Source organism: Paenibacillus tyrphae (assembly GCF_027925525.1).
Taxonomy (GTDB): Bacteria; Bacillota; Bacilli; order Paenibacillales; family NBRC-103111; genus Paenibacillus_G; species Paenibacillus_G tyrfis_B.
Genome location: NZ_BSDJ01000008.1, coordinates 163,509 through 186,758 on the forward strand (window position 1 = coordinate 163,509; position 23,250 = coordinate 186,758).

The 23,250-nt window shown below is 51.0% G+C and carries 22 protein-coding genes; 2 read left to right on the forward strand and 20 right to left on the reverse strand.

From position 1 onward, the window contains the following. Positions 1-175: 175 nt before the first annotated feature. The 19 genes from QMG93_RS12005 to QMG93_RS12095 form a co-directional block, all read right to left on the reverse strand. Positions 176-538: a helix-turn-helix domain-containing protein gene (locus QMG93_RS12005; RefSeq protein WP_281936674.1), complete on the reverse strand. Its 363-nt coding sequence runs from the start codon at positions 536-538 to the stop codon at positions 176-178. A 114-nt stretch (positions 539-652) separates the two neighbouring features. Beyond that, the gene (locus tag QMG93_RS12010) at positions 653-1,855 is read right to left on the reverse strand and encodes a glycosyltransferase (protein WP_281936676.1); all 1,203 of its coding nucleotides are present in this window, start codon (positions 1,853-1,855) and stop codon (positions 653-655) included. A 25-nt stretch (positions 1,856-1,880) separates the two neighbouring features. Continuing rightward, complete coding sequence (locus QMG93_RS12015; RefSeq protein ID WP_281936677.1) at positions 1,881-3,137, reverse strand: O-antigen ligase family protein; 1,257 nt, start codon at positions 3,135-3,137, stop codon at positions 1,881-1,883. Between the two features lie 32 nt (positions 3,138-3,169). Then, a complete protein-coding gene (locus QMG93_RS12020; RefSeq protein WP_281936679.1) occupies positions 3,170-4,495 on the reverse strand; it encodes a UDP-glucose dehydrogenase family protein in 1,326 nt (441 codons plus the stop codon). A 35-nt stretch (positions 4,496-4,530) separates the two neighbouring features. After that, on the reverse strand, positions 4,531-5,949 hold the full coding sequence (locus QMG93_RS12025; RefSeq protein WP_281936681.1) for a sugar phosphate nucleotidyltransferase: 1,419 nt from the start codon (positions 5,947-5,949) through the stop codon (positions 4,531-4,533). Between the two features lie 41 nt (positions 5,950-5,990). Continuing rightward, positions 5,991-6,566 (reverse strand): WcaF family extracellular polysaccharide biosynthesis acetyltransferase, encoded by a 576-nt coding sequence (locus tag QMG93_RS12030; protein ID WP_281936682.1) that lies wholly within the window; start codon positions 6,564-6,566, stop codon positions 5,991-5,993. Positions 6,567-6,590: 24 nt separating this feature from the next. Continuing rightward, entirely contained in the window at positions 6,591-7,472 is an 882-nt protein-coding gene (locus QMG93_RS12035; RefSeq protein ID WP_281936684.1) for a glycosyltransferase family 2 protein, read from the reverse strand. Beyond that, the gene (locus QMG93_RS12040) at positions 7,465-8,757 is read right to left on the reverse strand and encodes a glycosyltransferase WbuB (RefSeq protein WP_281936686.1); all 1,293 of its coding nucleotides are present in this window, start codon (positions 8,755-8,757) and stop codon (positions 7,465-7,467) included. The genes QMG93_RS12035 and QMG93_RS12040 overlap by 8 nt, the downstream gene beginning before the upstream one ends. Positions 8,758-8,773: 16 nt before the next feature. Beyond that, entirely contained in the window at positions 8,774-9,982 is a 1,209-nt protein-coding gene (locus QMG93_RS12045) for a glycosyltransferase (protein ID WP_281936688.1), read from the reverse strand. A gap of 33 nt (positions 9,983-10,015) precedes the next feature. Further along, entirely contained in the window at positions 10,016-11,023 is a 1,008-nt protein-coding gene (locus tag QMG93_RS12050; protein WP_281936690.1) for an O-antigen ligase family protein, read from the reverse strand. A 260-nt stretch (positions 11,024-11,283) separates the two neighbouring features. Next, complete coding sequence (murJ, locus tag QMG93_RS12055; protein ID WP_281936692.1) at positions 11,284-12,951, reverse strand: murein biosynthesis integral membrane protein MurJ; 1,668 nt, start codon at positions 12,949-12,951, stop codon at positions 11,284-11,286. 120 nt (positions 12,952-13,071) lie between these two features. Further along, complete coding sequence (gene gmd / locus QMG93_RS12060; protein WP_281936694.1) at positions 13,072-14,064, reverse strand: GDP-mannose 4,6-dehydratase; 993 nt, start codon at positions 14,062-14,064, stop codon at positions 13,072-13,074. Beyond that, the gene (gene fcl / locus QMG93_RS12065; protein WP_281936696.1) at positions 14,061-15,026 is read right to left on the reverse strand and encodes a GDP-L-fucose synthase; all 966 of its coding nucleotides are present in this window, start codon (positions 15,024-15,026) and stop codon (positions 14,061-14,063) included. The genes gmd and fcl overlap by 4 nt, the downstream gene beginning before the upstream one ends. A 25-nt stretch (positions 15,027-15,051) precedes the next feature. Continuing rightward, positions 15,052-15,684, reverse strand: coding sequence for a sugar transferase (locus QMG93_RS12070; RefSeq protein ID WP_281936832.1), 633 nt, complete (start codon positions 15,682-15,684; stop codon positions 15,052-15,054). A 48-nt stretch (positions 15,685-15,732) separates the two neighbouring features. Next, the gene (gene galU, locus QMG93_RS12075) at positions 15,733-16,626 is read right to left on the reverse strand and encodes a UTP--glucose-1-phosphate uridylyltransferase GalU (RefSeq protein WP_281936698.1); all 894 of its coding nucleotides are present in this window, start codon (positions 16,624-16,626) and stop codon (positions 15,733-15,735) included. Positions 16,627-16,864: 238 nt separating this feature from the next. After that, positions 16,865-17,551 carry a CpsD/CapB family tyrosine-protein kinase gene (locus QMG93_RS12080; protein ID WP_281936700.1) on the reverse strand — a complete coding sequence of 229 codons (687 nt, stop codon included), beginning with the start codon at positions 17,549-17,551 and terminating at the stop codon, positions 16,865-16,867. After that, entirely contained in the window at positions 17,532-18,287 is a 756-nt protein-coding gene (locus QMG93_RS12085; RefSeq protein ID WP_281936701.1) for a YveK family protein, read from the reverse strand. The genes QMG93_RS12080 and QMG93_RS12085 overlap by 20 nt, the downstream gene beginning before the upstream one ends. A gap of 496 nt (positions 18,288-18,783) precedes the next feature. Further along, a complete protein-coding gene (locus QMG93_RS12090) occupies positions 18,784-19,539 on the reverse strand; it encodes a tyrosine-protein phosphatase (RefSeq protein ID WP_281936704.1) in 756 nt (251 codons plus the stop codon). Between the two features lie 11 nt (positions 19,540-19,550). Further along, on the reverse strand, positions 19,551-19,994 hold the full coding sequence (locus QMG93_RS12095) for a hypothetical protein (RefSeq protein WP_281936705.1): 444 nt from the start codon (positions 19,992-19,994) through the stop codon (positions 19,551-19,553). A 204-nt stretch (positions 19,995-20,198) separates the two neighbouring features. Between QMG93_RS12095 and QMG93_RS12100 the strand changes: the two genes are divergently transcribed. Together QMG93_RS12100 and QMG93_RS12105 are read left to right on the forward strand one after the other, a co-directional pair. Beyond that, positions 20,199-20,480, forward strand: coding sequence for a helix-turn-helix domain-containing protein (locus QMG93_RS12100; RefSeq protein WP_413789286.1), 282 nt, complete (start codon positions 20,199-20,201; stop codon positions 20,478-20,480). 102 nt (positions 20,481-20,582) lie between these two features. Continuing rightward, positions 20,583-22,052, forward strand: coding sequence for a glycosyl hydrolase family 28-related protein (locus QMG93_RS12105; protein WP_281936834.1), 1,470 nt, complete (start codon positions 20,583-20,585; stop codon positions 22,050-22,052). Positions 22,053-22,122: 70 nt separating this feature from the next. Here QMG93_RS12105 and QMG93_RS12110 read toward each other — a convergent pair whose 3' ends face one another. After that, positions 22,123-23,250 (reverse strand): glycosyl hydrolase family 28-related protein, encoded by a 1,128-nt coding sequence (locus QMG93_RS12110; protein ID WP_339367805.1) that lies wholly within the window; start codon positions 23,248-23,250, stop codon positions 22,123-22,125.

Below are 23,250 nucleotides of genomic sequence, written 5' to 3' on the forward strand. Positions count from 1 at the left end.
CATATTGTAACATAATGCGACTATAAACGAAACAATTCGTATATAAATTTTTAACAAAATGTAATAATCGACTTGTAGAAAGCGGAGTGTACGAGAAAATCAGTGAAGGAGGTACTTGGAGCCGTGTGGAAGGAAGCTGTGCAGATCGACGAGGCGGCGACGGTTTCACCGGCCCTCACTGCTTACAGGCTGTGTCGTTCATCTCTTCGTCCGTTTGCTCGATCAACTTGCATTTCTCCACGTAATGGCGGACGTCGTGGATGCTGATTCCGGCGCTGTTCGCTTCTCTTGCGAACTGAAGCCATTCCAGATCGTTCAAGGACAGTTGATAGCCGTAAGGGGGAACGTCATGAATCAAGGCCTCGACCTCTACGCCCAGCACAGCGGAGATCTTGTGCAGAAATTCAATGGACGGATTTTTTTGAATGTTTCTCTCTATCGAGCTCAAATACGATTTGGCCACGCCGGCCCGGTTGGCCAGCTCGGTCAACGATATGCGCTTCTGCTTGCGATAATGTTGAATGCGCTTACCAATCATGAATTCACCTTCGTTCGCCCGCATCGCGGGACGTATGTGATACCTCATCTATGGTTAATTCCGTACCGGAGACGTAATGCAGTCCCCGGTACGGGATTTTCTTTCAGACCGACATTAAATCACGGCTTCCATAACGTTGAATCTCGATTTGGTTGTGTTAATGATTTTTTTGTACTCTTCTTCCAGTACAACGCCAATTTGGCTCCAGCTGTAATATTCGGCGACAAACTGTTTGCCCAGTTCTCCCATCTTTTCACAAAGGCTTAGATCCGAGAGGAGCGATGCCATTTCTTTAGCAAATTGTTCCGCATCGCAGGGAGCTACTCGTCCCGCTTGATGCGCGGCTACCTCTCTCCAAATGTTCACTTTGTCCGAGATCAATACCGGAGTGCCGCAGATGAGCGCTTCGATAACCGAGATGCCGAAGTTTTCGGAATACGACGGAAGCACGAAGAGATCCGCTTCCTGCAGTACGGCCAGCTTTTGCTGTCCGGTCACCATGCCCGTAAACAGCACCTTATCCGTCAACTGCCGCTCCCTGATCCATTCCTTGACCTTGCTGCCGTAATTCTCGTTATCCGGTCCGGCAATAACCAGATGCGCGTCGGGATGGACATCTATGATTTTGGCGAAGGCTTCGACAAGGATGTCCAGTCCTTTTTTGAAATTCAGACGGCTGAAAAACAACACGATTTTTTTGCCGGCCAGCTCCGGATACTGTTCTCGGAACGTACCCTTCGGAGGCAGTGTCTTATATTCCGACAGATCGACTCCGTTCGGGACTACGAATCCTTGACTGTCGAAGGTGTAGGGTTTGGCCAGAATCATTTCCTCTTCCGTTGTGTAGTGCAGCGCCGAGGCCCGCTTGATGTTCCGGTGCTCGAACAGCCACTCCATCACTCGCTTGCGGCCCCGGTTCCGTTGATAAATATAAGGGTCCAGCGTCCCGTGTGGACGGACGATGTAGGGAACGCCGAACTTCCGGCAGTAATGGCCGCTCACCCAGTTGTGAAACAAGTATAACGAGTGCGTATGCACGATATCGTAGTTCGGAATGTGCTCTTCGAGCGCTTTGGCAAGTCCGAAGGAAGTCCCCCAAAATTTAGGCTGCTGGATCGGGAAATACCGGATTTCCACGCCATCCTTATGCACCGGTTCGTTCAAAGGGACATCAAGCGTTCCGGGCCCGTCTTGATTCGTCGTGAAGATCGTCACTTGATGTCCCCGTTCGGCCAGCGACCGGGTCATCCCCATGATTGCCTTTGCCGGTCCCCCGTATCTTGGCGCCAAATTCGCAATCACGTGCAGGATTTTCATAATTTCCATCCCTTTCTAAATCAAACTACAAAAATGTAGGTCTTCGTTTCAGCTTCACCCGCTGAAACGGACTGGGCTCTACGGATTGCGCAACATCCGGATCTTTTGCGCGCCGGGCCGTCAGGCTCCGGTTCAAGTGGATGCCGATGGAGCACCACAGGAAGAAGCTGACGGCATTGCCCAGCGTGAACAGAATGCTCTCCGTGAAGGAGTAGAACATCAGCACGATAAAGATGGACAGTAACATTTCCAGCGAGATGGAGCTCTCCTGAATATATTTTTTAAGCAGAAAGTACAGGACCGACACCGCCATAATGAGAAAGCAGATTAAGCCCAGTATGCCGGTGTTCAACAGGACGACCAGATAATAGTTGTCTCTGGAAACGGTCGACTTCGCCATGCCCTGGCCGAATATAAATTCGTTGACCGTATCGTTGCTTGCCAAAAAGTTCGACCAGATGGTCAGCCGGTTACTGAGAAGTTTATCGACAGCGTCAATTAGGCTTTCCACATCGACGAACTGTATGACGCAGACCACAATTACGAGCAGCACACACACGCTGATGACCGACGTTCGGATCGTCCAATGAAGCAGACGAAACACGTACTTGCGGACCAGATATACGGCGAGCAGCAGTACGACGCACAGCAGCGCCGTCCGGCTTACGCTTAAGTGAATCAAGTACGCGAAGAACGGCACGGTAAGCAGGTACCTCTTCTTTTTCGTCATACCGTAAATCAGCATCGATACCGCAAAGCCGAGAAAGGCGTACAGTCCCATAAAATTGGGGTGGCGGAAAAAGCCCAAGTACCGGTAGCGCAAGCTGAACGGATCCAAGTGAAACGCCTTCGGATCGGATAACCCGAGCACGACTGCGAGCGCCACGCAGCAAACGATTGTAAAATAAGCGACTTTGACGAAGCTGACGTATTCGATCTGATGCAGCCGCATATAATTGGGAAGCAAAATCATACTGTAGAAAAAAAGCAGAATATATGTTCCGATCGACAGCAGGCTGTCCCACGTCTGCGTGTACGTCGTGCTATTGGTCAGACCGATGCACATGACGATGGTCCAGCAATGAAAGACGGCGATCAAATATTTCATTACCGGCGTAATCGTAACCGGCTGCTTGATCATATACAGCAGCAGAATCAAGAAGTGGATGGAAACAAAGGTAAATTTGAGCACGTAGATCAAGTCGCCGCTAAATTTCATGAAGGAAAGAATATTGCTGGCGATGATCAATATAATCGGAACATGAAACGCTATGCTTCTCATTATGACACAACCTTTATGCGAGCTTGTGACGCCTATCCGACCGGCTGGACCGTTTTCCGGACAGCGGGTCTCCCCACCGACACGTAATCGATACCGGCCGACTCCACAGCGGACAGCTTGAAGCAGTTTCTTCCGTCAAACATCGCCGGACGTTTCATAAGCGAAGAAAGCTTTCGCAAATCGATTTGCTTGAACTCCTCCCAATCGGTCAGCAGGAACACGCCATCGGCATCTCGGAGCGTTTCCTCCCACGATGCAGCATACTGCGTGGCCGGATGAAGCCATTGCGGCGCTTTATCCATCGCAATCGGATCGTAAGCGACCACCTCCGCTCCTTCGCTCACCAGTTGTTCGATGACCCGAATGGACGGCGCCTCGCGCATATCGTCGGTATTCGGCTTGAACGCAAGCCCCAGCACGGCAAATTTCAGCCCCTGCAAGCTTCCATAATACGCTTTGGCCTTCCGGAGGATGCCCGTCTGCTGCTTCTCGTTCACTTTAACGACGGATCGCAGCAGCTCGAAGTCGTACTGCATATTGCCCGCAATTTGAATCAGCGCATTCGTATCCTTCGGGAAGCACGAGCCACCATAACCGATGCCGGCCTTTAGAAATTGATTGCCGATCCGTTTGTCGAGCCCCATCCCTTCGGATACATTCTCCACGTTTGCGTCCAGCATTTCGCACAGATTCGCGATTTCGTTAATAAAGCTGATTTTCGTAGCCAAAAAAGCATTGGAAGCGTATTTGATCATTTCGGAGCTGCGCCGGTCGGTCACGACGATCGGGATGCCGAGCGGCTCGTGAACCCGGCGGACTACTTCACTGGCGCTGTCCCGATTGGCTCCGATGATGATCCGGTCCCCATGGAACGTATCGTAAATGGCCGTGCCTTCCCTCAAAAATTCCGGGTTCGATACGACTTCAATCTCATAATCCGGTGAAATCCGGTCGCGGATCAACGCTTCCACGTGATCTCCCGTTCCTACGGGTACGGTGCTTTTGATGACAAGGACCGCCTGCTTTTTCAAATAAGGGATGGAGGATAAAGCGGCGCCTTCCACAAAGGAGATGTCCGCCATCCCGTTCGCTTGGCTCGGTGTCCCAACCGCTATCACGATCACGTCCGCCGTTGGAATAGCTTCCTCGTACGAATCGGTGAATTTGAGCTGGCCGCCCGTAATATGTTTTTCGAGCAACTCTTCCAGTCCCGGCTCGTAAATCGGCGAAACGAATCGGTTTAATTTCTGAATTTTATCGGGGTCCAGATCGAGACCGACAACCTGATGTCCAATTTCCGCATAGCAAACCGAACTGATAAGTCCGACATAACCTGCACCGATGACAGCGATATTCATAAGTTTTCTCCTCCCGTATCCGCGGCAGCTCGAAATCAAGCGCCCTCCATCAGATTATCGTCTTTTTTCGGGGAGCCCGAGTAAGTCTCAAAATGCTGTTCAATCTCGGCCCATTGGATAAGCAGGCGAGTCGTGTTCTCGGTATGAAGCTCGCATCCCATATGAACCTCAAGCCACTGCATATCCGTCAGCGCCTTCAAGCTATGCGGCGCTCCGGCCGGAACGTGCAGCATGTCGCCGGCGCGTACACGGAAAATTTTACCGTCCAAGGCAAATTGTCCGTTTCCCGATACGATCGTCCAGCATTCGCTGTAATGCTCGTGCGAGTGATAGCTGAGGCATTGTCCTTCCGTCATTTGAACGAGACGAGTCAGCACCTCGGTGCCGTCCTGCAGCTTTTTGAAATCTAAGACTTTATATTCCCCCCACCGTTTCTCTTCGTACATCGGAGGCTGATCCGTATGCTTCAGCAGTTCCTTCAGCCGCGGGCTGGAAGCTTTGTCCGCAACCAGAATGCCGTCAGGGCTTGCCGCTACAACGATGTCACTCAAGCCGATTACGGTTACGGGCACGTCCAATTCGTTGACCACATGCGTATTGGAGGAGCGTTCGCAGATCACGGCTTTGCCAATCATGTTCTGGCTCATCTCTTCGGTGAGCGTATTCCAGGTACCCAGATCCTTCCAGTATCCTTCGTACGGAACGACGACCACTCGTTCAGCCTTCTCTACCACTTCGTAATCGAAGCTGATGTTCGGTGTTTTATGATACTGCTTGAGCATCTCCTCGTATTGAATGGGAAGTCCCTTTTCCATCAGCAGGTTGATGACGTAATTAAGCTTGAATGCAAATACGCCGCAATTCCACAGCGCTTGCTGCGCGATAAGTCCTTCGGCTTCCTGCTCGCTCGGCTTTTCCGTGAAGCGGTGAACCGGCCGATACCAGGCGTCCGCTTGCTCCCCGCCCTGCTTCGGAATGATATAGCCGTATTTGCCTGAAGGATAGGTCGGCTTAACCCCGATTAAAGCGAGATCCGCCCCCGTTTCCTGAATGCAGCCTTCAAGCCTTTTTATATAATGAAAGAAATCATTTTCCACGTAAGGATCGACCGGCAGGACCGCTACAACCTCGTTTAATCCCGTCCCGGCAATCGAATACAGATAGGTTGCCGCCAAGGCAATGGCCGGAAAAGTATCCCGGCGTTCGGGCTCGACTACGATTCTGGCCAAATGGCGAAGCTGCCGCTGCAAAATTTCAGTCTGGCTCTTACCGGTAGCGACAAGAACATCGTCGGATAAGCCTACGGATTCGAGCTGCCGCCATACCCGCTGGACCATCGATTCTTTTTCGCCTTTGTCATTTTGAAGAACTTGCAGGAATTGCTTGGATCGCGCATCGTTGGATAAAGGCCACAGCCGTTTGCCGGAACCTCCGGATAATAGAACCAGCTTCATCTTCCCACTCCTTTTTCTCTATGGTTCGAACCCGTGCACAATCAAATCATGTGCAGCCGCGCTTTTTCCTGAAACCGCTCTTTGACAAACTTGGCCGGCGTGCCGGCGAACACCTGGTTGGCAGGCACATCCTTGATTACCGTGCTTCGGGCGGCTACTACGCCCATCACTCCTACCGTTACGCCCGGATAGACGAAGACGTCGCTGGCAATCCAGGCGCCGTCCCGGATAACGATAGGCCGAACTACCAGGCCGAAGGCCTCGTCGGTCATATCATGGCTTCCCGTGCATAAGTAGCAATGCTGGGAAACGACGCAGTGCTCGCCTACTTCGATCCGGTCCAGACTGTAAAATTCCACGTTGTCGCCGATCCATGAATAATCGCCGATGGTTACTTTCCACGGATACGTAAATTTCGCCGTAGCTCGTACCTGTACGCCCTGTCCGATCTTGGCTCCGAACAATCGGAGCAGGAAACGCCTCCACCCGTACATATTGTGAAGCGAGAAGCGGAACAGCGTCCCCTGCACGAACCACCACAGCAGCACGACGGCATTGCTCCGGCCGCGGGAATACCAATCCTGATTGTAAAGATCAAGCCGAATCCTATTCTTCATCGCGATGACTCCAATTCGAAATAATTAGGCTTTCGCGTTCGTTTGCTGTACGAACGGGACGGACGCCTGATTCGATTTGCGCCGAAGCTCGGTCATCTTGATTTCGACCTGCCAGTAATACACGGCGCGTGCAAACGCAAAATGAAATCCGGCAGAGCCGTCCAGAAAGCCCAGTTTAAAGAAATAGGAATGCAGGAAGGCGAAGGCCCATTTCGCCGGAAGCGCGTTGAACACTTTTTTCTGCAGCGCCCGCGACGCTTTCTGGGATTCCTGCGGATTGCTCAGCAGCCCCTTCAGGCGAACCGTCGCTTCCCAGTCCGAATACCGGTTATGCCGGGCGAAATAGTCGAATATCGCGTCGTGGTCGAAGTGCAGCATCTTGTGGCGCAGCAACTCCACTTTGCCGTTAATTTGCGGCTGATAATGCCCTTCCACCTCCCACATGTTGGCGGCGCCCAAATCGTCATAGTCGAGAAACCGGCCTTCGTGCCGGTTGAACAGCACGAGCTTGTGCACTTGATGGCCGTGCTTCAGCACCTTGTTCATAAACACGTAGTCGTAGCCGACAAAGTACCCGTTGTGGGCTGGCGTCTTCTCCATCACGGCGGCAATTTCGTCGGAGAGGCTCGGCGTCACTTCCTCATCGGCGTCGACATACAGAACCCAGTCGTTGCTGAAAGGCAGGTTTTCCAAGGACCACTGCTTTTTCTTGGGATATTTGCCGTCCCAGGTAAAGTTTACGACCTTGGCACCTAAGCTTTCGGCGATCTCGACGGTTTTATCCGTGCTGTTCGAGTCAACGACGAAAATTTCGTTGAAATGGCGAACGGAACGAATACACTTGGCAATGTTTTTCTCTTCGTTTTTTGTCATAATAATGACCGATACGGGAATGAGCTTAGCCATGCACCTTGATACCACCTTCATGAACGTTTTCTGTTTTTTGAAGCAGCTCCTTGAACGCTACATCCAAGTCTCGCATGATGGATTCGATGCTCAGCCGTTGTTCAGCATAAATTCTTGCATTGCTGCCAAGCGTCGCCCGGCGTTCCCGCTCAATCGACAGCGTGTACACGGCGTCCGCCAGCTTCTCCGCCTGCTCGGCCGGAACCGTAATGCCGGCTTGCGATTCCGTGATCACCGTATGGACGGAGGTGCCTTCGTCCGCCGTCGCAAGAACCGGTTTCCCGCTGGCCAGCATACCGGTCAGCTTCGAAGGCATGACCAGATCGGAGGCGCTGCCCTTCTGGATCAGCAGATGAACGTCGGCTGTATTCAGCAGCGCATTAAGCCGTTCCGTCGGCTGGAGAGGAAGAAAATAAATATTATCCAGCTTCCGTTCGCCGGCCAGCCGCACAAGCTCCTCTTTGGCGACGCCGTCTCCGCACATCATAAACTTGATTTGCGTAATCGCTTTTGTGCGCTCGGCTGCATCCAGCACGATTTCGAGGCCCTGCTTCGCCCCCATATTGCCCGAGTACAGGAACACGATGTCGTCCGGGGCTATGCCGAGCTGCTTCCGGTAATCGTCCACCGGTTCGGGAAGCGGGTAAATGGCGGACGTATCGACCCAGTTCGGAAAAAACCTCACTTTTTTCTCTGGGACGCCCTTGCTGAGCAATTTCTCCGTCATTTTGGGAGAAATGGACGACACCGCGTCGAATCGTTTCATCAGCCACCGTTCCATGCCGAGCACCGCTTTTTTCAACGCCGGCTTTTGCGGAAGCAGTCCCAAATCGAATGCGGCATCGACCTCGAAATCCTGAACATGCAGCCAAGTCTTGGTCCGAAACAGCTTCGAGAGCAGAACGGACGCCGGCGAAATAACCAACGGCGGCTCCACCGCAAGCAGGAGATCCGGCCGCCTGAACAGTTGGGCGATTAAGACCGGAAGACTGGAGACCGCGAACGAGGCCAGGTGAATGAGCCGCTTGACGCCTGAGGCCTTGGCCGGAACCCAGACCGGACATCGCCACACCTTGACGCCCGGCGCCCATTCTTCCTTCGCGTATTTGGCCCCGGAGTAGCCTTCCTTCACTTTCCACTGGGGATAATAAGGCGGAGCGGTAATGACCCGGACCTCATAGCCTTGCCCGGCAAGCCATTCGGCCATTTCTCCGTTATATTTGCCGATCCCGGTCAGCTCGGGGGCAAAGTTGATGCTGTAGATCAGGACCTTCACGGGTCTCATCGTCCTCCTCCTTTCTTCACGGGGCTGAGGTAGCTTTCATCAAGAAGTTCCTCACCGCTCCCGTCTGAATAATATGGCGGTACTCGCTTTCGAGCGATTGCCCGATATGGTCCCAGTGATACTGCTTCCGGACCATATCGATGCCGCTGCGCCCCATCGCTTCCCGCTTCCCGGGATCGTCCAGCAGCGCAATGATCTGCTCGGCGACCGAAGCCGTCTCGCACTTGCATACGAGACCCGCCTCATGGGAGACGACTTCCCGCCAAATGTTCACTTTGTCCGAAACGATCACCGGTGTGCCGCAGACCAGCGCTTCGATGACGGCAATGCCGAAATTTTCGGAGTATGAGGGCAGCACGAATAAATCGGCATCCTGCAGCACCGCCAGTTTGTCCTGTCCGGTCAGCATCCCGGTGAACAGCACATGGTTCGTCAGGTTTTCTTCCCGGACCCACTGCCGCACCTGCTCCCCGTACTGATCGTTGTCGGGCCCGGTCAGCACCAGCGCCGCATCCGGATGCGCCTGCAGGACGGAGCGGAACGATTTGATCAGCAAATCCAGTCCTTTTTTGAAATTCAATCTGCCGAAAAACAGGATCATCTTTTTGCCCTTCAGCTCGGGGTAACGCGCCCGGAACGCCCCTTTGTCCGGCATGTGGACAAATTCCGTCAGATCAAGGCCGATCGGAACGACCATCCCCCGCTGATCGAAGGACACCGGCTTCGCTAGATGCATTTCCTCTTCGGTAATGAAGTGCAAAGCGGCTGCATTCCGGAAGTTGCGGTTCTCGAACAGCAGCTCCATCAGCCGTTTGCGGCTGCGGTGGCGCTGATAAATGAACGGGTCCAGCGTACCGTGCGGACAAACGATATAAGGTACTTTGTATTTTCTGCTGTAATAGCCTGCTGCCAGGTTGTGGAACAAATACAACGCATGAATATGCACAATGTCGTATTTTGGAATTTCCCGCTTTAATGCAGCTGCCATCGGCAAGGACGTGCCCCAAAAGCTCGGCTTTTGAATCGGAAAATAAGTAATTTCCACTCCGTTTTTCAGGACAGGTTCACCCAGCGGAACGTCAAGTCGATCTGGCCCGTCTTGATCGGTTGTAAAGATACTGACCTGATGACCCAGCTTCGCCAATGCTTCCGACATCTCCATAGCCGCTTTTGCCGGTCCACCGTACCGGGGAGCCAAGTTGGCAATCACATGAAGAATTTTCATGAATTCATCTTCTTTCTCATGATTGGATATGTTTTAAGTGACTGTGATAGCATACGGCGGTTGGGCCCCACCGCTTTCCTGCGTTCGCCGGATGATTCGAACGTCCTGAAAACAAATGCCGACGGAGGACCAGAGGAAAATACTTGCCGCATTGCCAAGAGTGAACATCACGCTTTCGGTAAACGAATAGAGCGCAAGCGCAATCATCATGGCGATAATCATCCCCAGCGTCTTCGAGGGCGTTTCGTTAAACTGCTTAAGCAGGCCATAGAAGGTGTTCATCAGCATGAACACAAACATCGCGAGCCCCAAAAAACCGGTGCTGGTCATGACGACCAAATAATAGTTATCCATAATTTCGTCGGTTTTGAGCGTTCCCTGCCCGATGATAAAATGCAGAAGGCTCTCGTTTCTGTCCAGAAGGTCGCTCCATACGGAAATCCGGTTGCTTAGCGCTTTATCGATTGCATCCAGCAGCATGGCCCGGTCCACGGTCGCCAAAATTCCGAACAGGAGGCAGGCCAGCATCGGGAAGAAGACGTAAGGGTATTTCAGCACCTGCAGCATCCCCAGATACAAAATCCGCTTGAACATAAAAATAACCAGCATCACGATGACGGTATATAAAGCCGTCCGGCTTCCGCTCATCACAATCAGCGTAAGGTAGAACGGGACCGCCAACAGATACAGCCGGCTGCGGCCGACGGACTGCATGATGATGGAAACGACGCTCCCCAGAAACGCATAGAGCCCAAGCGAGTTCGGATGCTGGAAGTAGGCCATATACCGGTTGCGCAAGCTGTACGGATCAAGGTGAAACGACTCCGGATCGCCGAGGCCGGCCAGAATCGACACGCCGATCGAAAACAGGAGCGCAAAATAAAATATCCGAACGATCTCGGCATATTTCATCTTTTTGTAGCTGACATAGTTAGGCAGCAGGACGATGGCAAAGCCAAACAGCATAATGTAAGAAAAAATGGTCATGCCCATGGACACGATATCGCCGATCGAAGTGCTGTTCGTTAAGCCCAGGCACATGACGACCACCCAAAGGTAGAAGATGAGGGACGTCATTCGCGAATACGGGGTCATCCGGATTTTCTTTTTTTCGGTCAGCAGGTAGATCAGAAAGAACACTGCACAAGCTAAAAAAAGCACAAATTTGGCAATGTAAAATACATTGGCGGCACTGAATCTCATGAACGCAAGAACATTACAAGAAACCAGTAAAAACATCAAACTGTTAAAGGTTATGTTTCTCACTCGATCCAACCCTTGTTTCACTTTTGTAATTCTTGCTACATGTTCCTTTTCGGGACACGGTTCATTCGGGCTTTGGCCATGACGTAGCCGGACACCTTACTCGGCAAGAACTTGCTTCCCATATGCAGAGCCGTCTTTAAGCAAAACAACATTTCATCCGACTTCAGCAATAACGAAACGACGAGATAGGCAATGCCCGATGCGATAACGATTAAGCCAAGGTCGAGGGCAAGCGCGAAACTGGATTGGACGGTTCGATCGAACAAGTGAAGATCCAGCAGATTGGACATTCCAAAAATAACGGCGACCATGGCCCCCGCGGAGACGAGCGACTTCCAAAACGGAAAATGCGCCGCTTTGACACCCGCTTTTTTGTACATTCTTCTTCGCAGGACGTTATATAGAACAAAAAAGCTAACCATCTCGGAAATCGCTGTACTTAAAGCAAGTCCCTTAATCCCGAACACCGGCACGGAGAGCGAGTTCAGCGTCACGTTGATGCCGATCTGCATCGTCGTATTCAGCACCGGCGTCCTCGAATCTTTCATCGCGTAAAACGAGCGAAGAATGAATTCCTTCCAGGACAGAAAAGGCAGTCCTATGGAGTAAAAGCATACGATCGACGCGGTAATCAGCGTCGCCGTTTGGTTAAACGCTCCGCGCTCGTACAGGAATTGCGTAATCGGGATTGCCATGAGCACGAGAATGGCGGCAATCGGCAGCATGAAGAAGGATAGAATGCCGAGTCCTTTGCGGATCAAATGCATAAATTCTTCTTCCTTACCGAGGCCTACCTTCTCGGACAGCTTCGGAAACAGCACGACCAGAATCGGCATTTGGACGACGCCGACAAACAGGCTGAATATCCGCTGGCCGTATCCCAAAGCAGCCACGCTGCCCACCGCCAGACCCGACGAGAAGAAGCGGTCGACGATGACGTTGATTTGTCCGCCCATGCCGGTAGCGATGGTGGACGGCGCCATGGTGATGATCTTCTTGAAATCTTTATCTTTAAGATTGATGAACCACTTGTATCCCGTCGTTTTAAACACGGGAAGCTGAATCAAAAATTGAGCGGCGACCCCGAGCACATAGCACACCGTAACCCACTCGATTCCGCCCAAAAAACCTGCGGCAAACATCCCGACAATAACGACCGCGTTATTCGGAATATTGCTTAGAGCGGAGTAGCCGAACTTGTTTTGCGATTGAAGCACCGTCGTCGCCCAACCCGCAAGCCCGAGGAATATCGTGACGGGCATCATCATGCGCGTCAGGTGGATGGCCAGTTCCGCCTGATGTCCGGTAAATCCCGGAGCGATCGTATGGATCAGCAGCGGAGCCATTCCATAGCCTACAAGCGTAAAGCCGATCAGCACGATGACGACGACATGCAGCAAGCTTAAGCTGACGTTCCGGAAAGCTTCCACTCTGCGATCCGCATGCAGCACGGAAAGCACCGGAATGCCTGCCGTGCCGATCGCCGGACCCAGGAAGCTGAACAAAATGTAAGTTACCGTCTGGGCCATAATAAAGGCATCGACTTCCGGACCTACCCCGAAAAATGCGGCCAATGTCGATTCCCTGACAAAACCGAGCATACGCCCCAGTATGGTTGCTCCGAAAATCCAAATCGCCGGTTTGCTTAATCTCTCGATCGCTTGGCTCGATTGGCCTTCATGTTTTTGTACGGATTCCGACAATATGGTTTCCCCCATAAAGCACCGTTAAGGCTGCCTTCGATTGGTACAGCCTTAACGGCTCGTTAGTAACAACGAAGTCCGGTCAATGGCGGGCCGCTCCGACCGTTATGTTCTGGACGATCAGATGACCGACGTGAGAACCTTGTTCTTCATCTCCTGCTCAACGCGGGCCATATCCGCATTCACCATCATATGAATCATGTCGCGGAAGCTGACTTCCTGCTGCCAGCCAAGCTGGCTTTTCGCCTTCGTGCAATCGCCGAGCAGCAAGTCGACTTCAGCCGGACGGAAAAATTTCGGATCAATCGCGACGTGATCCTCGTAATTGAGGTCGACATACGAGAAGGCGATTTCCAGCAGCTCCCGCACCGTATGCATTTCATTCGTCGAGATGACGTAATCGTCCGGCTGCTCTTGCTGCAGCATCAGCCACATCGCTTTGACGTAATCGCCGGCAAACCCCCAGTCGCGCTTGGCGTCAAGGTTGCCCATGCGTAGCTCGCTCTGCAGCCCCAGCTTGATGCGGGCTACCCCGTCCGTTACTTTGCGGGTCACGAATTCAATGCCGCGTCTCGGCGACTCGTGATTGAACAAAATGCCCGAGCAGGCAAACATGTCGAAGCTTTCGCGGTAATTGACGGTAATCCAGTGGCCGTACACTTTGGAGACACCGTACGGGCTGCGCGGATAGAACGGCGTCGTTTCCTTCTGCGGCGTTTCGACAACCTTGCCGAACATCTCGCTGCTGGAGGCTTGGTAGAACCGGGCATCCGGGCTCGCAAGCCGCACGGCTTCCAGCATGTTGGTTACACCAAGCGCCGTAATTTGACCGGTCAGAAGCGGCTGCGGCCAGGACGTCTCGACGAAAGACTGTGCCGCAAGATTGTAAACCTCTTCCGGCTGGCTTTCGCGCACGGCCAGAATTAAGGAGGCAAGGTCGGTCAAATCACCCGAAACCCACTCGATCTCGTTGCGGATATGCGCGATATTTTCAAAATTCGGCGTGCTGGTCCGGCGGCGAAGGCCGTACACCTTGTATCCTTTGTCCAGCAGCAGTTCCGCAAGATACGACCCGTCTTGGCCGGTTATACCTGTAATAAGAGCTCTCTTCATACGATCCTCCTGTAATTGGCGGCGGTTTTCAGTTGTCCTAGATTTTCTTGGTACCAGGCATACGTTTGGCGCAAGCCTTCCTCCAAGGAAATGGTCGCTTTCCAGCCGATTCCGTTTAGTTTGGTTACATCCACGAGCTTTCTCGGAGTGCCGTCCGGCTTCGTCGGATCGAAAGCAATTTCCCCCCGGTAGCCGACGGTTTCCTTGATTTTCTCCGCCAGCTCCCGGATCGAGATATCTTCGCCGACCCCGACATTGATGATTTCATCGCTTTCGTAATGCTTCATCAGATACACGCACGCATCCGCCAAATCGTCCGCATGCAGAAACTCGCGCTTCGGCCGCCCCGTGCCCCAAACTTCTACGTAAGGCGCACCCGCCAGCTTCGCTTCGTGGAACTTCCGGATCATCGCCGGCAGCACATGGGAATTTTGCAGATCGAAGTTATCGTTAGGCCCATACAGATTGGTCGGCATGACCGAAATATACTTGGTGCCGTATTGGCGGTTATACGACTGGCACATTTTGATTCCTGCGATTTTCGCGACCGCATACGGCTCGTTGGTCGGCTCCAGTCCGCCGCCGAGCAAGTATTCCTCTTTCATCGGCTGAGGCGCGTATTTCGGGTAAATGCAGGTGCTTCCCAAAAACATCAGCCGTTTTACGCCGTAACGATAAGCGGCATCGATTACATTCGTTTGAATCAGCAGATTGTCGCGAATAAAATCGGCCGGGTATTCGTTATTGGCAACAATACCGCCTACCCGTGCGGCAGCCAAGAAGACGACGTCGATTTGCTGTTCCTGAAAAAAGGCGTCTACTTTGCGGGCGTCCCGAAGATCGAGTTCGACCGACGTTCTGCAAACGATATTGTCGTACCCTTCGCTTTGCAGCTTTCTAACGATCGCGGAGCCCGCCAAGCCCCGGTGACCGGCAACATAAATCCTGGACGTGGTTTGCATCGTTCTGGAATTCACCTTCCTGTGGCTAATAAGCGTTTTTCGAGCCGAGGAGCATGCTCACCGTTTTTAAAATGATTTTCAGGTCGAGGAGGAAGCTGCGGTGTACAATATATTTGATATCCAGCTCGATCATTTGCTCGAAGGTCAAGCTGTTCCTGCCGCTAACCTGCCACAACCCCGTGCATCCCGGCGTCACCTGAAGACGCTGCATATGATAGGAAGAGTATTCCTTCACTTCTCTGGGCAACGGAGGCCGGGGGCCCACCAGACTCATATGGCCTTTAAGCACGTTGAACAATTGAGGCAGCTCGTCGATACTCGTTTTGCGAATAAACTTTCCCACTTTCGTGATGCGGGGATCGTGCTTCATTTTAAACATGTGGCCCTCAATCTCGTTTTGACTGAGCAGCTCAGGCAGCAACTCCTCCGCATTGGAAATCATCGAGCGAAATTTATACATTCGGAAATGCTTACCGTTTTTGCCCACCCTGATCTGATGAAAAAATACAGGGCCCTTCGGATCCTCCATCTTTATAAGAAGCGCCACGATTACGAATACGGGCAGCAGAACGACAATTCCACAAACGGCGCCAAGAATATCCAGGATACGTTTCGCAATCAAGTACGTTTGGCGGGCCTCGTCCAATGAATGGTTCATTGAATTGTCCAAACGGGCATTCATGTCCGAATTCATTGCCTTTCTCCCCTAACCGTGCAGACTAATGGCTTTTTCCCGATCTACGATTTCTTGAAGCGCGTGAAGCAGCGGAGACCGCAGCTCTTGGTTCATCAAAGCAAAATCGAGCGAAGTAAGAATGAAGCCGAGCTTTTCGCCCACATCGTAACGAACGCCGTCAAAATGATAAGCGAATACGTGCTGAAGCTCATTCAACTTCTGAATCGCGTCCGTCAGCTGAATCTCCCCGCCGGCGCCCGCTTCCTGCTCCTCGAGAATATTGAAAATTTCGGGAGTCAGGATATAACGGCCCATGATCGCCAGATTGGAGGGCGCTTTGCCTCTCGGCGGCTTCTCGACGAATTGCCTGACTTTATAAAGCCGTCCTTGCTTATCGAGCGGATCGATGATGCCGTAACGGCTCGTCTCCTCTTGAGAAACGGGTTGGACGCCGATCACGGAGCTTTCCGTCTTCTCGTAATACTCGATCATCTGCTTCAGGCAAGGGGTCTCCCCGTGCACGATGTCGTCGCCGAGCAGCACGGCAAACGGCTCGTCGCCGATAAATTTGCGTGCGCACCAAACGGCATGTCCAAGGCCTTTCGGTTCCTTTTGACGAATATAGTGAATGTCGACAATTCTCGATGGGTGCTGGACCTTCTGCAGCAGCTCAAGCTTCCCTTTCTCAAGCAAGCTGTGCTCAAGCTCGAACGCATTGTCGAAATGATCTTCGATCGAACGTTTCCCTTTACCCGTTACAATAATGATGTCGGTAATGCCGGATTGGACTGCTTCTTCGACAATATACTGGATCGTCGGTTTATCGACGATCGGAAGCATTTCCTTGGGCATCGCTTTCGTGGCCGGTAAAAAACGCGTACCTAGCCCAGCTGCGGGAATAATGGCTTTTCTTACTTTTCTCATAACACTACCTCCCGAACTCCCATATATTTCTGTATCTCATCTCGCAGCCTGACTATCGTGTACGAGCCAATACAAACGGCTTGGGCATCTAACCCACCCTCACAACATACCAGCGACGATGTACGTCTAAGGCGCTGCCGCCCACAGTATGCCCGAGTGCCTACAGTGGTAAAGGTGCAGTAGACATTACCTGAAAGCTATTTCGATTGTAGGGAAGCTTCCCAGGCTGCTTTTATGTTTATCTGGAAGCCCCGTAATAGGCATATGTCTCTTCATTGTTGTTATTGGGTTTGTTATTCAGAACGACGCCAAGGATTTTGGCATTAACGTGCTGCAATCGGGCTAACGCCTTGCTTGCCCGGTATCGCTTCACTTTGCCTGATCCGAGGACGAATACGACGCCGTCGCATTTGGTCGCCACGATTTGAGCGTCCGTAACCGCCAGAACCGGCGGGGAGTCCAACAGGACAACGTCGAACGTTTGAAGAAGATCTTCCAGCAGTTGATCCATTCTTTTGGAAGCGAGCATTTCTGCCGGATTGGGAGGAATGGGACCCGAGGTGAGTACGGTTAAATGCTCGATATGGGTTTCGCTGAGCGCTTGCTTGACATTCAGCTGGCCGGCCAGTAGATTGGACAGCCCTTGCCGGTTCGACTTCATGAAATAATGATGCAGGGTCGGATTCCGCATATCCGCGTCGATGAGGACGACATTTTTACCTTCCTGCGCAAAGGCGACGGCGAGATTCGAGATGGTCGTCGATTTTCCTTCGCCCGGTTCGGAGGAAGTCACCAGAATCGTGCGGATTTGATGGTCGATTTCGGAGAATTGAATGTTCGTTCGCAGCATTCGGTAAGATTCGGAAATATAGGACCTGGGATTCTCGTAAGTAATCAGCTTGAGATTATTGGCTGACGCTGGCATATTCCGTCTCACCTACCTGCTTCATATTTTTATCGAGCCGATGTTTTTTGAAGTTATCTTTCGTCGTTTTGTTGATCGTCACCAGCACCGGCAGCCCGAGGTAATTGTCCACGTCCTGCTCGGTTTTGATCGTATCGTCCAGATACTCCAGCAGAAAAGCCAGACCGACGGAAACGACGAACGATACGACAAAAGCAATAATGAGATTAATCAGCGGTTTCGGCCGGACAGGCTCCGGATTCTCGTCGACCTTGGCTTCGTTAAGAATCATCACGTTGTCCACTTTCATAATGAGCGGGATTTGAGCCTTGAACACATCCGCGATTGAATTCACGATGCGGATCGCACGGGCTTGGGAGCCGTCTTCGATACTGACGCTGATCACCTGCGTCTCGTTAACGGAACTAACCTGAACCTTCTTGATCAACTGCTGTGACGTCAGCCCGAGATCCGGATTCTGATCAAGCACTTTATCCATAATGGCCGGGGATTTGATGATTTCCTTATACGTATTGACCAGCAACAGGTTCGAACGGACCGAGTCGGGATTCAAGTAATCCTTCTCGCTGGCAATGCTCGATTTGTTGACGATCAATTTGGAATTGGCTACATACACCGGTTTGATGACGTAGAAGCTAAGCAGGCTGGTTACGACGCATGAAATGAGAATAATGACGACGATCATCCGAATTCTTTTTCTTATGACACTGAAGTATTCTTTCAGTTCCAGTTCCATTTGTTCTCTCTCCCTGCCACCGAAAACTTTAATAATGATTCGTGCTGATCATGAGCAAAAATCGGTTTTATTATCCCCCTTTCACAAAAAGTAATGACCTATCGTTCTTTACTAAGAACAAATTCAAAATTTTGATACAATTCGTATCATTTATAACAATCATTACTGTAAGACACTTCTTGAAAATTGTCAACCCTTTTTTCAAAACGTTCAATGATTGAAAATTCGGAAGGACATTCCAGAGGGAAAAGTGGGGAAAGTGGGGAGCGGACAAGCCGTCCCGGATCGCTGTTTTTCGAGAAAATCCAGCTGGGACAGCACTTTACAAGACATCCGATCGAAGTTACTTCGATTCGGATGTTTGACCGCTCATTAACGCTCCTTTCATTTGCTGCGGCAAAATGAAGGATGTTCAACCGATTATTTATTCTACTTTATGATACAAAATGTAACTTGTCAAGTTCAACGATCTACAAAACAATATACAGAGGTATTCTCAAAAAAATAACCATCGGCGTTTTTTCGGGGCTTCAAAATTTTGAATCGACATTGAATGAACGACGGCATGGGCATTATCCTGAAAGTACAGTGCCAACGGCTTCCCGTAACGCCGCTCGATCAACTCGTAAGCTTTAGACAAATGGTCAATTCCCCGAATCCGGTTATGGGCGTCGGAGGCAATAAACTGTACCATGGATTCCCGGCAAAACAGGAAGCTAAGCTTCTGAATTGTACGTCCGTGCTTGCCGAGCAGAGAACCGGCGGTTAATTGAAATAAGGCACCTAGTTCTTTTAACCGTCCGACAATGCGGGGGTTTTGGATGATTTCGACGTTCCGCTCGGGATGAGCAATAACAGGAATCAGGCTGCGCAGACGAAGTTCGTAGAACAGGTTTTCGATCCAGTCGGGAACATACTTATGCGGGAATTCCAAAAGAATATATTGAGAGTCGTTCAAGGTGATTAATTTATTCTGGTCCAATTCCTCAAGCAGTTGATCGTTAACGCGAATTTCCTGTCCCGGTAAAAGGAGAAGATCGGATTGCCGTTCCCGCAATAGTGCATTCGTCCGGTCCACACGTTCCCTGATCGAAAACGCCTCGTTCTCGTAGTACCCGTCGGCGTGGTGCGGTGTCGCAACGACGGTGCGGATTCCATGCTCTTTGGCCGTTTGAGCCATGTCCATCGTATCATCCATAGTCTGGCACCCATCATCCAAGCCCGGGAGTATGTGACAATGGAGATCGATCATAAGTTCCTCCGTTACGTTTGATAATTAATCTGGGGCTGCTCGTACGCGGAAGGTTGGGAAAATGCATAGCTTTCCAACGCTTTCTCAATATAAACTTCTTCCGTGACGAGATACAGCATGGATAGAAGCATGCTCCGGTCGCTGGAACTCATCTCGTATTTCAGGCGGTACTGAAATTGACCGTTGTTCGGTTCACAATACAGCCGGTCGCCAGACAACCGGAGCAGGCCACTTTGAAAAATTAGCTCCAAGGCTACGGTTACCCGCTTGTCGACCGGAATGCGAAGGGAAGATATAAATCCGATCTCCTGCGCATTCAAATGGGTGACGCGAACCGGGGCATAGCCGGAATAAACGGCCTGTCCGCCTATCTTGCTGATCGATAACCGGCATTCCGATAACGCGCTTAACGCCGGATAACCCAAGCTGTTTGGGATAAAATGGATTTTATTCATTTCTCATCTTCCCATACTCCAGATTTTTAGGTAAAATCAATGCAATGATACAAATTGTATTGAATATCACAAAATTTTTTTGTATATTTTTAAAATACTATACTTTTTGTATCATTGTAAATAGATGTAAAACGCTTTCGTCAACATTTTTTTGCATTTTTTTGAATTTTCGTCATTTTTTCATTCGAGCTGGAGGTACCATTGATGAAATATGGGGAGCGGATTGCATTACTACGTGAGAAGTATTCCATGACGCAAGAGGAGTTATCCTTGAAGCTAGGGATTACTCGCGCCTCTCTGTCGCACTATGAGAATAACCGAAGAGAACCTAGCTACAATACGATCACCACGATTGCCAACTTCTTCAACGTATCGATCGATTATATGATCGGCCGGACCGAAAATCCCCATCGGGTATCGGAGCAGGTGTCTGCTGCCCATGAACTTGAGGAAAAGGTCGAGCCGTCCGGCGACAAAGTGGTATAACCGAAATACTTGTTCATACGGTACACCTGTTCCTGTAAACTCCATCTTTGCCTGCATATAATGTAAAAAACGGATCATAAAGGTGGTGATTTTTTGACTTCGATGTCAAGCGTCTTTGACGTGAACGATTATGGAGCGGATCCGCGAGGGGTGAATGATAGTACAGCAGCAATTCAAAATGCAATAAATGCTGCCTCCAACGCCAAGGGAGGCACCGTCTACGTCCCTGTCGGCACTTACTTGATCAGCTCGCCTATAATCATCGAGGAGAACAATGTCGGCTTTATCGGAACAGGCTACGGCAGCATTCTCAAAGCCAATGCTTCCCTCGATTTTATGATGAAAATTACAGGGAATACCGCATTCGGCAACCGCGGGGCTCCGGTAAAGGACTTCTTCTTGAACTGCCAAAGAAAGTCGACGAACGGTCTGCTTGTCGGCTCTACGTCGCAAGGCACCGTCGTTAACCGGTACTTCCGCAATATCAATGTCAGCTACGCGTTAAACTGGGGTCTTGTGATCGACGCAGCTCAGAACAATCTGTTTACGCTGATCGATCTCGAATACAACGGCGGACAGCTGAAAGTCATCAATGGCGCAGGGAATAATATTTTTTTACGGTGCGAATTCAATCAAAGCGCCATACTGCCTCATGCCCTATTCGGCGCGGACGCGAATTATCCAGGGTTTAACCGGAACGACTTCGGCAACGTGCCGCAAAATAATCAGTTCGTAGGATGCATTTTCGAAAGAGGCGGCGGTCCGTATTCCAATAATGTCAAGCTTGAGCTGGGCAAAAACATTTTTTTCGAAAGCTGCGATTTCGCCACTCAGAACTCCACTAACGCAGGCGTGGAAATTTCGGCTCGGACTGCGTTCACGTATTTTAGCGTGTGCCGGTTTAGCGGCTTGTCATCCAATCCTAACGTTGCGATTAACAATGACGGTTACCGGACATATGTGCATCAATGTACCTTTGAAAACTACAGCGATGCCGAAATTCTCACCTCGAACTATATCCACATTAACAATAATACGTCCAACAAGGCAAACGGAGTCCCGCTCATCCGAAATACGGGCGGCAACATCGCGGCCAATATCAAGGACGCTTCGTCCCCCTACTACATTGACGGCACGGATCCGGCCACCCTTCCCCTCTATCCGTCCCAATTCGTTTACAACGACGATTCCTTATGGTTCCAAAGCAAATCCAACTTGTACAAAGTGTTCTTTAACGACAGCATGTCCGGCTCGGCTGTAACGACCGGAACGAATCATGCCGTCACGTTCAAGCTGCCTTCGAGCGGAAGCTGGCTCGTCGACATTTATGCCGGCAATGGCGACTACAACCACGGACGGGCAGCTACCTTTATTGCCAGATTCCGGGATAGCTCCGTCTACGATATGCAGACCATGCATAAAATAACGCCATCCGACGCCACCTCCGGCCAATTGGTTACGGCTCTGAACGCTACCGTCAATGCGCAGGGAACGGTTACCGTAGCGATTACGACTTCGAACAGCCAAACGGTCAATACGATTTACCGGGGCATCAAGCTGAATTCGTTTTGACGGGCTTGTTTGCGCCCGATAAAAAATCGCCTTTTCGGGCCCGGAAACGGCGATTTTTTATCGGATAAGCCTAGTCGGCTTTGAACAGCGCCATATTATACTTAGAATCGCCTTCGACGCTAACGATCTGATAGGAAGGATCGCCGAAGTGAGGGTGTTCGATGATTGTTCGACCGGACAGTTGCATCACCTGTGTGCCTTTTTGATAGCTTTCGAAGCAGCATTGCTTGAAATAGTTTTTGTGGCCTTTTTGGATAATGCCGGGGTTACCCTTGAGTCCGCCGGGAAAATTACAGCTTTCGAAATAGTTCAGGTTGCTGTCCTTCTCGATCTTGACGATCGATTGACCGGCCTCGGCACCCAGAACGATATCGCAATCGCGGAATGTGTTTTTGTTGCCGTATTTGATATAGATGCCGTGAACGGCTTTTCCCCTTTCGATGACCGCTTTCTGGAAGCTGTTGCTCGTCGGGTTATTGGCGAAGCCGTTATTGTTGTAGCCCGGCAGCGATGGATTTACGTCTAACAAGACACCGTATTTGTTGATTTTCTCAATTTCAATCCGCGAGAACATATTGTTGCCCGCTCCGTTGTAAAGCGCCATGCCGATCAATGCATTCTCAATATGAATACTTTGAAAATTGCAGTTTTGCGTAGCGTCCATTTGAAGAGCGGTGCCGTTCACATTGAAAATCTGCACGTCGTAGAAGCTTCGGCCGACCACCACGTTATTCAGCACAATCCCGGCCGTCGCCTTCCATGCACCGTCCAAGGACAATTCCCGGATGACGCCGTATCGATTGCCGAATTGGTTGGAGGAGGAGAGCACGAGCATGGGAACGGGCGTCGAACATTTGATTTTGGAGCCGTTTCCTTCGCCTATAAGCGAGGAATACGCCGGTACGTTAATCGTGGAAGAGATGAGATAAGTTCCTATTGGGAAAAACACGCTTTTATTCGGAGTTTTCGCAAGAGCTGTTTGAATCGCAAGCGTATCGTCTGTCTTACCGTCACCTAAAGCCCCGAAGTCTTTCACGTTGACCCACGGCGATACCGGCGCTCCGGTGGCGGTACTGTCAGCCGCTTCCGCATACGTGCCGCCGAGCTTCCCCGCCGTTCCTCCCGCCAGCATTCCAACCCCTATTGCACCTAAAAACTTCATGAATTTCCGCCTGCTCAACTCTCTTGTTGTCTTCAT

Coding starts and splice junctions, on each gene's coding strand:
- QMG93_RS12005 (WP_281936674.1), bottom strand. CDS start 538: ATGATTGGTAAGCGCATTCAACATTATCGCAAGCAGAAGCGCATATCG.
- QMG93_RS12010 (WP_281936676.1), bottom strand. CDS start 1,855: ATGAAAATCCTGCACGTGATTGCGAATTTGGCGCCAAGATACGGGGGA.
- QMG93_RS12015 (WP_281936677.1), bottom strand. CDS start 3,137: ATGAGAAGCATAGCGTTTCATGTTCCGATTATATTGATCATCGCCAGC.
- QMG93_RS12020 (WP_281936679.1), bottom strand. CDS start 4,495: ATGAATATCGCTGTCATCGGTGCAGGTTATGTCGGACTTATCAGTTCG.
- QMG93_RS12025 (WP_281936681.1), bottom strand. CDS start 5,949: ATGAAGCTGGTTCTATTATCCGGAGGTTCCGGCAAACGGCTGTGGCCT.
- QMG93_RS12030 (WP_281936682.1), bottom strand. CDS start 6,566: ATGAAGAATAGGATTCGGCTTGATCTTTACAATCAGGATTGGTATTCC.
- QMG93_RS12035 (WP_281936684.1), bottom strand. CDS start 7,472: ATGGCTAAGCTCATTCCCGTATCGGTCATTATTATGACAAAAAACGAA.
- QMG93_RS12040 (WP_281936686.1), bottom strand. CDS start 8,757: ATGAGACCCGTGAAGGTCCTGATCTACAGCATCAACTTTGCCCCCGAG.
- QMG93_RS12045 (WP_281936688.1), bottom strand. CDS start 9,982: ATGAAAATTCTTCATGTGATTGCCAACTTGGCTCCCCGGTACGGTGGA.
- QMG93_RS12050 (WP_281936690.1), bottom strand. CDS start 11,023: ATGTGCCTGGGCTTAACGAACAGCACTTCGATCGGCGATATCGTGTCC.
- gmd (WP_281936694.1), bottom strand. CDS start 14,064: ATGAAGAGAGCTCTTATTACAGGTATAACCGGCCAAGACGGGTCGTAT.
- fcl (WP_281936696.1), bottom strand. CDS start 15,026: ATGCAAACCACGTCCAGGATTTATGTTGCCGGTCACCGGGGCTTGGCG.
- QMG93_RS12070 (WP_281936832.1), bottom strand. CDS start 15,684: ATGAACCATTCATTGGACGAGGCCCGCCAAACGTACTTGATTGCGAAA.
- galU (WP_281936698.1), bottom strand. CDS start 16,626: ATGAGAAAAGTAAGAAAAGCCATTATTCCCGCAGCTGGGCTAGGTACG.
- QMG93_RS12080 (WP_281936700.1), bottom strand. CDS start 17,551: ATGCCAGCGTCAGCCAATAATCTCAAGCTGATTACTTACGAGAATCCC.
- QMG93_RS12085 (WP_281936701.1), bottom strand. CDS start 18,287: ATGGAACTGGAACTGAAAGAATACTTCAGTGTCATAAGAAAAAGAATT.
- QMG93_RS12090 (WP_281936704.1), bottom strand. CDS start 19,539: ATGATCGATCTCCATTGTCACATACTCCCGGGCTTGGATGATGGGTGC.
- QMG93_RS12095 (WP_281936705.1), bottom strand. CDS start 19,994: ATGAATAAAATCCATTTTATCCCAAACAGCTTGGGTTATCCGGCGTTA.
- QMG93_RS12100 (WP_413789286.1), top strand. CDS start 20,199: ATGAAATATGGGGAGCGGATTGCATTACTACGTGAGAAGTATTCCATG.
- QMG93_RS12105 (WP_281936834.1), top strand. CDS start 20,583: ATGTCAAGCGTCTTTGACGTGAACGATTATGGAGCGGATCCGCGAGGG.
- QMG93_RS12110 (WP_339367805.1), bottom strand. CDS start 23,250: ATGAAGACAACAAGAGAGTTGAGCAGGCGGAAATTCATGAAGTTTTTA.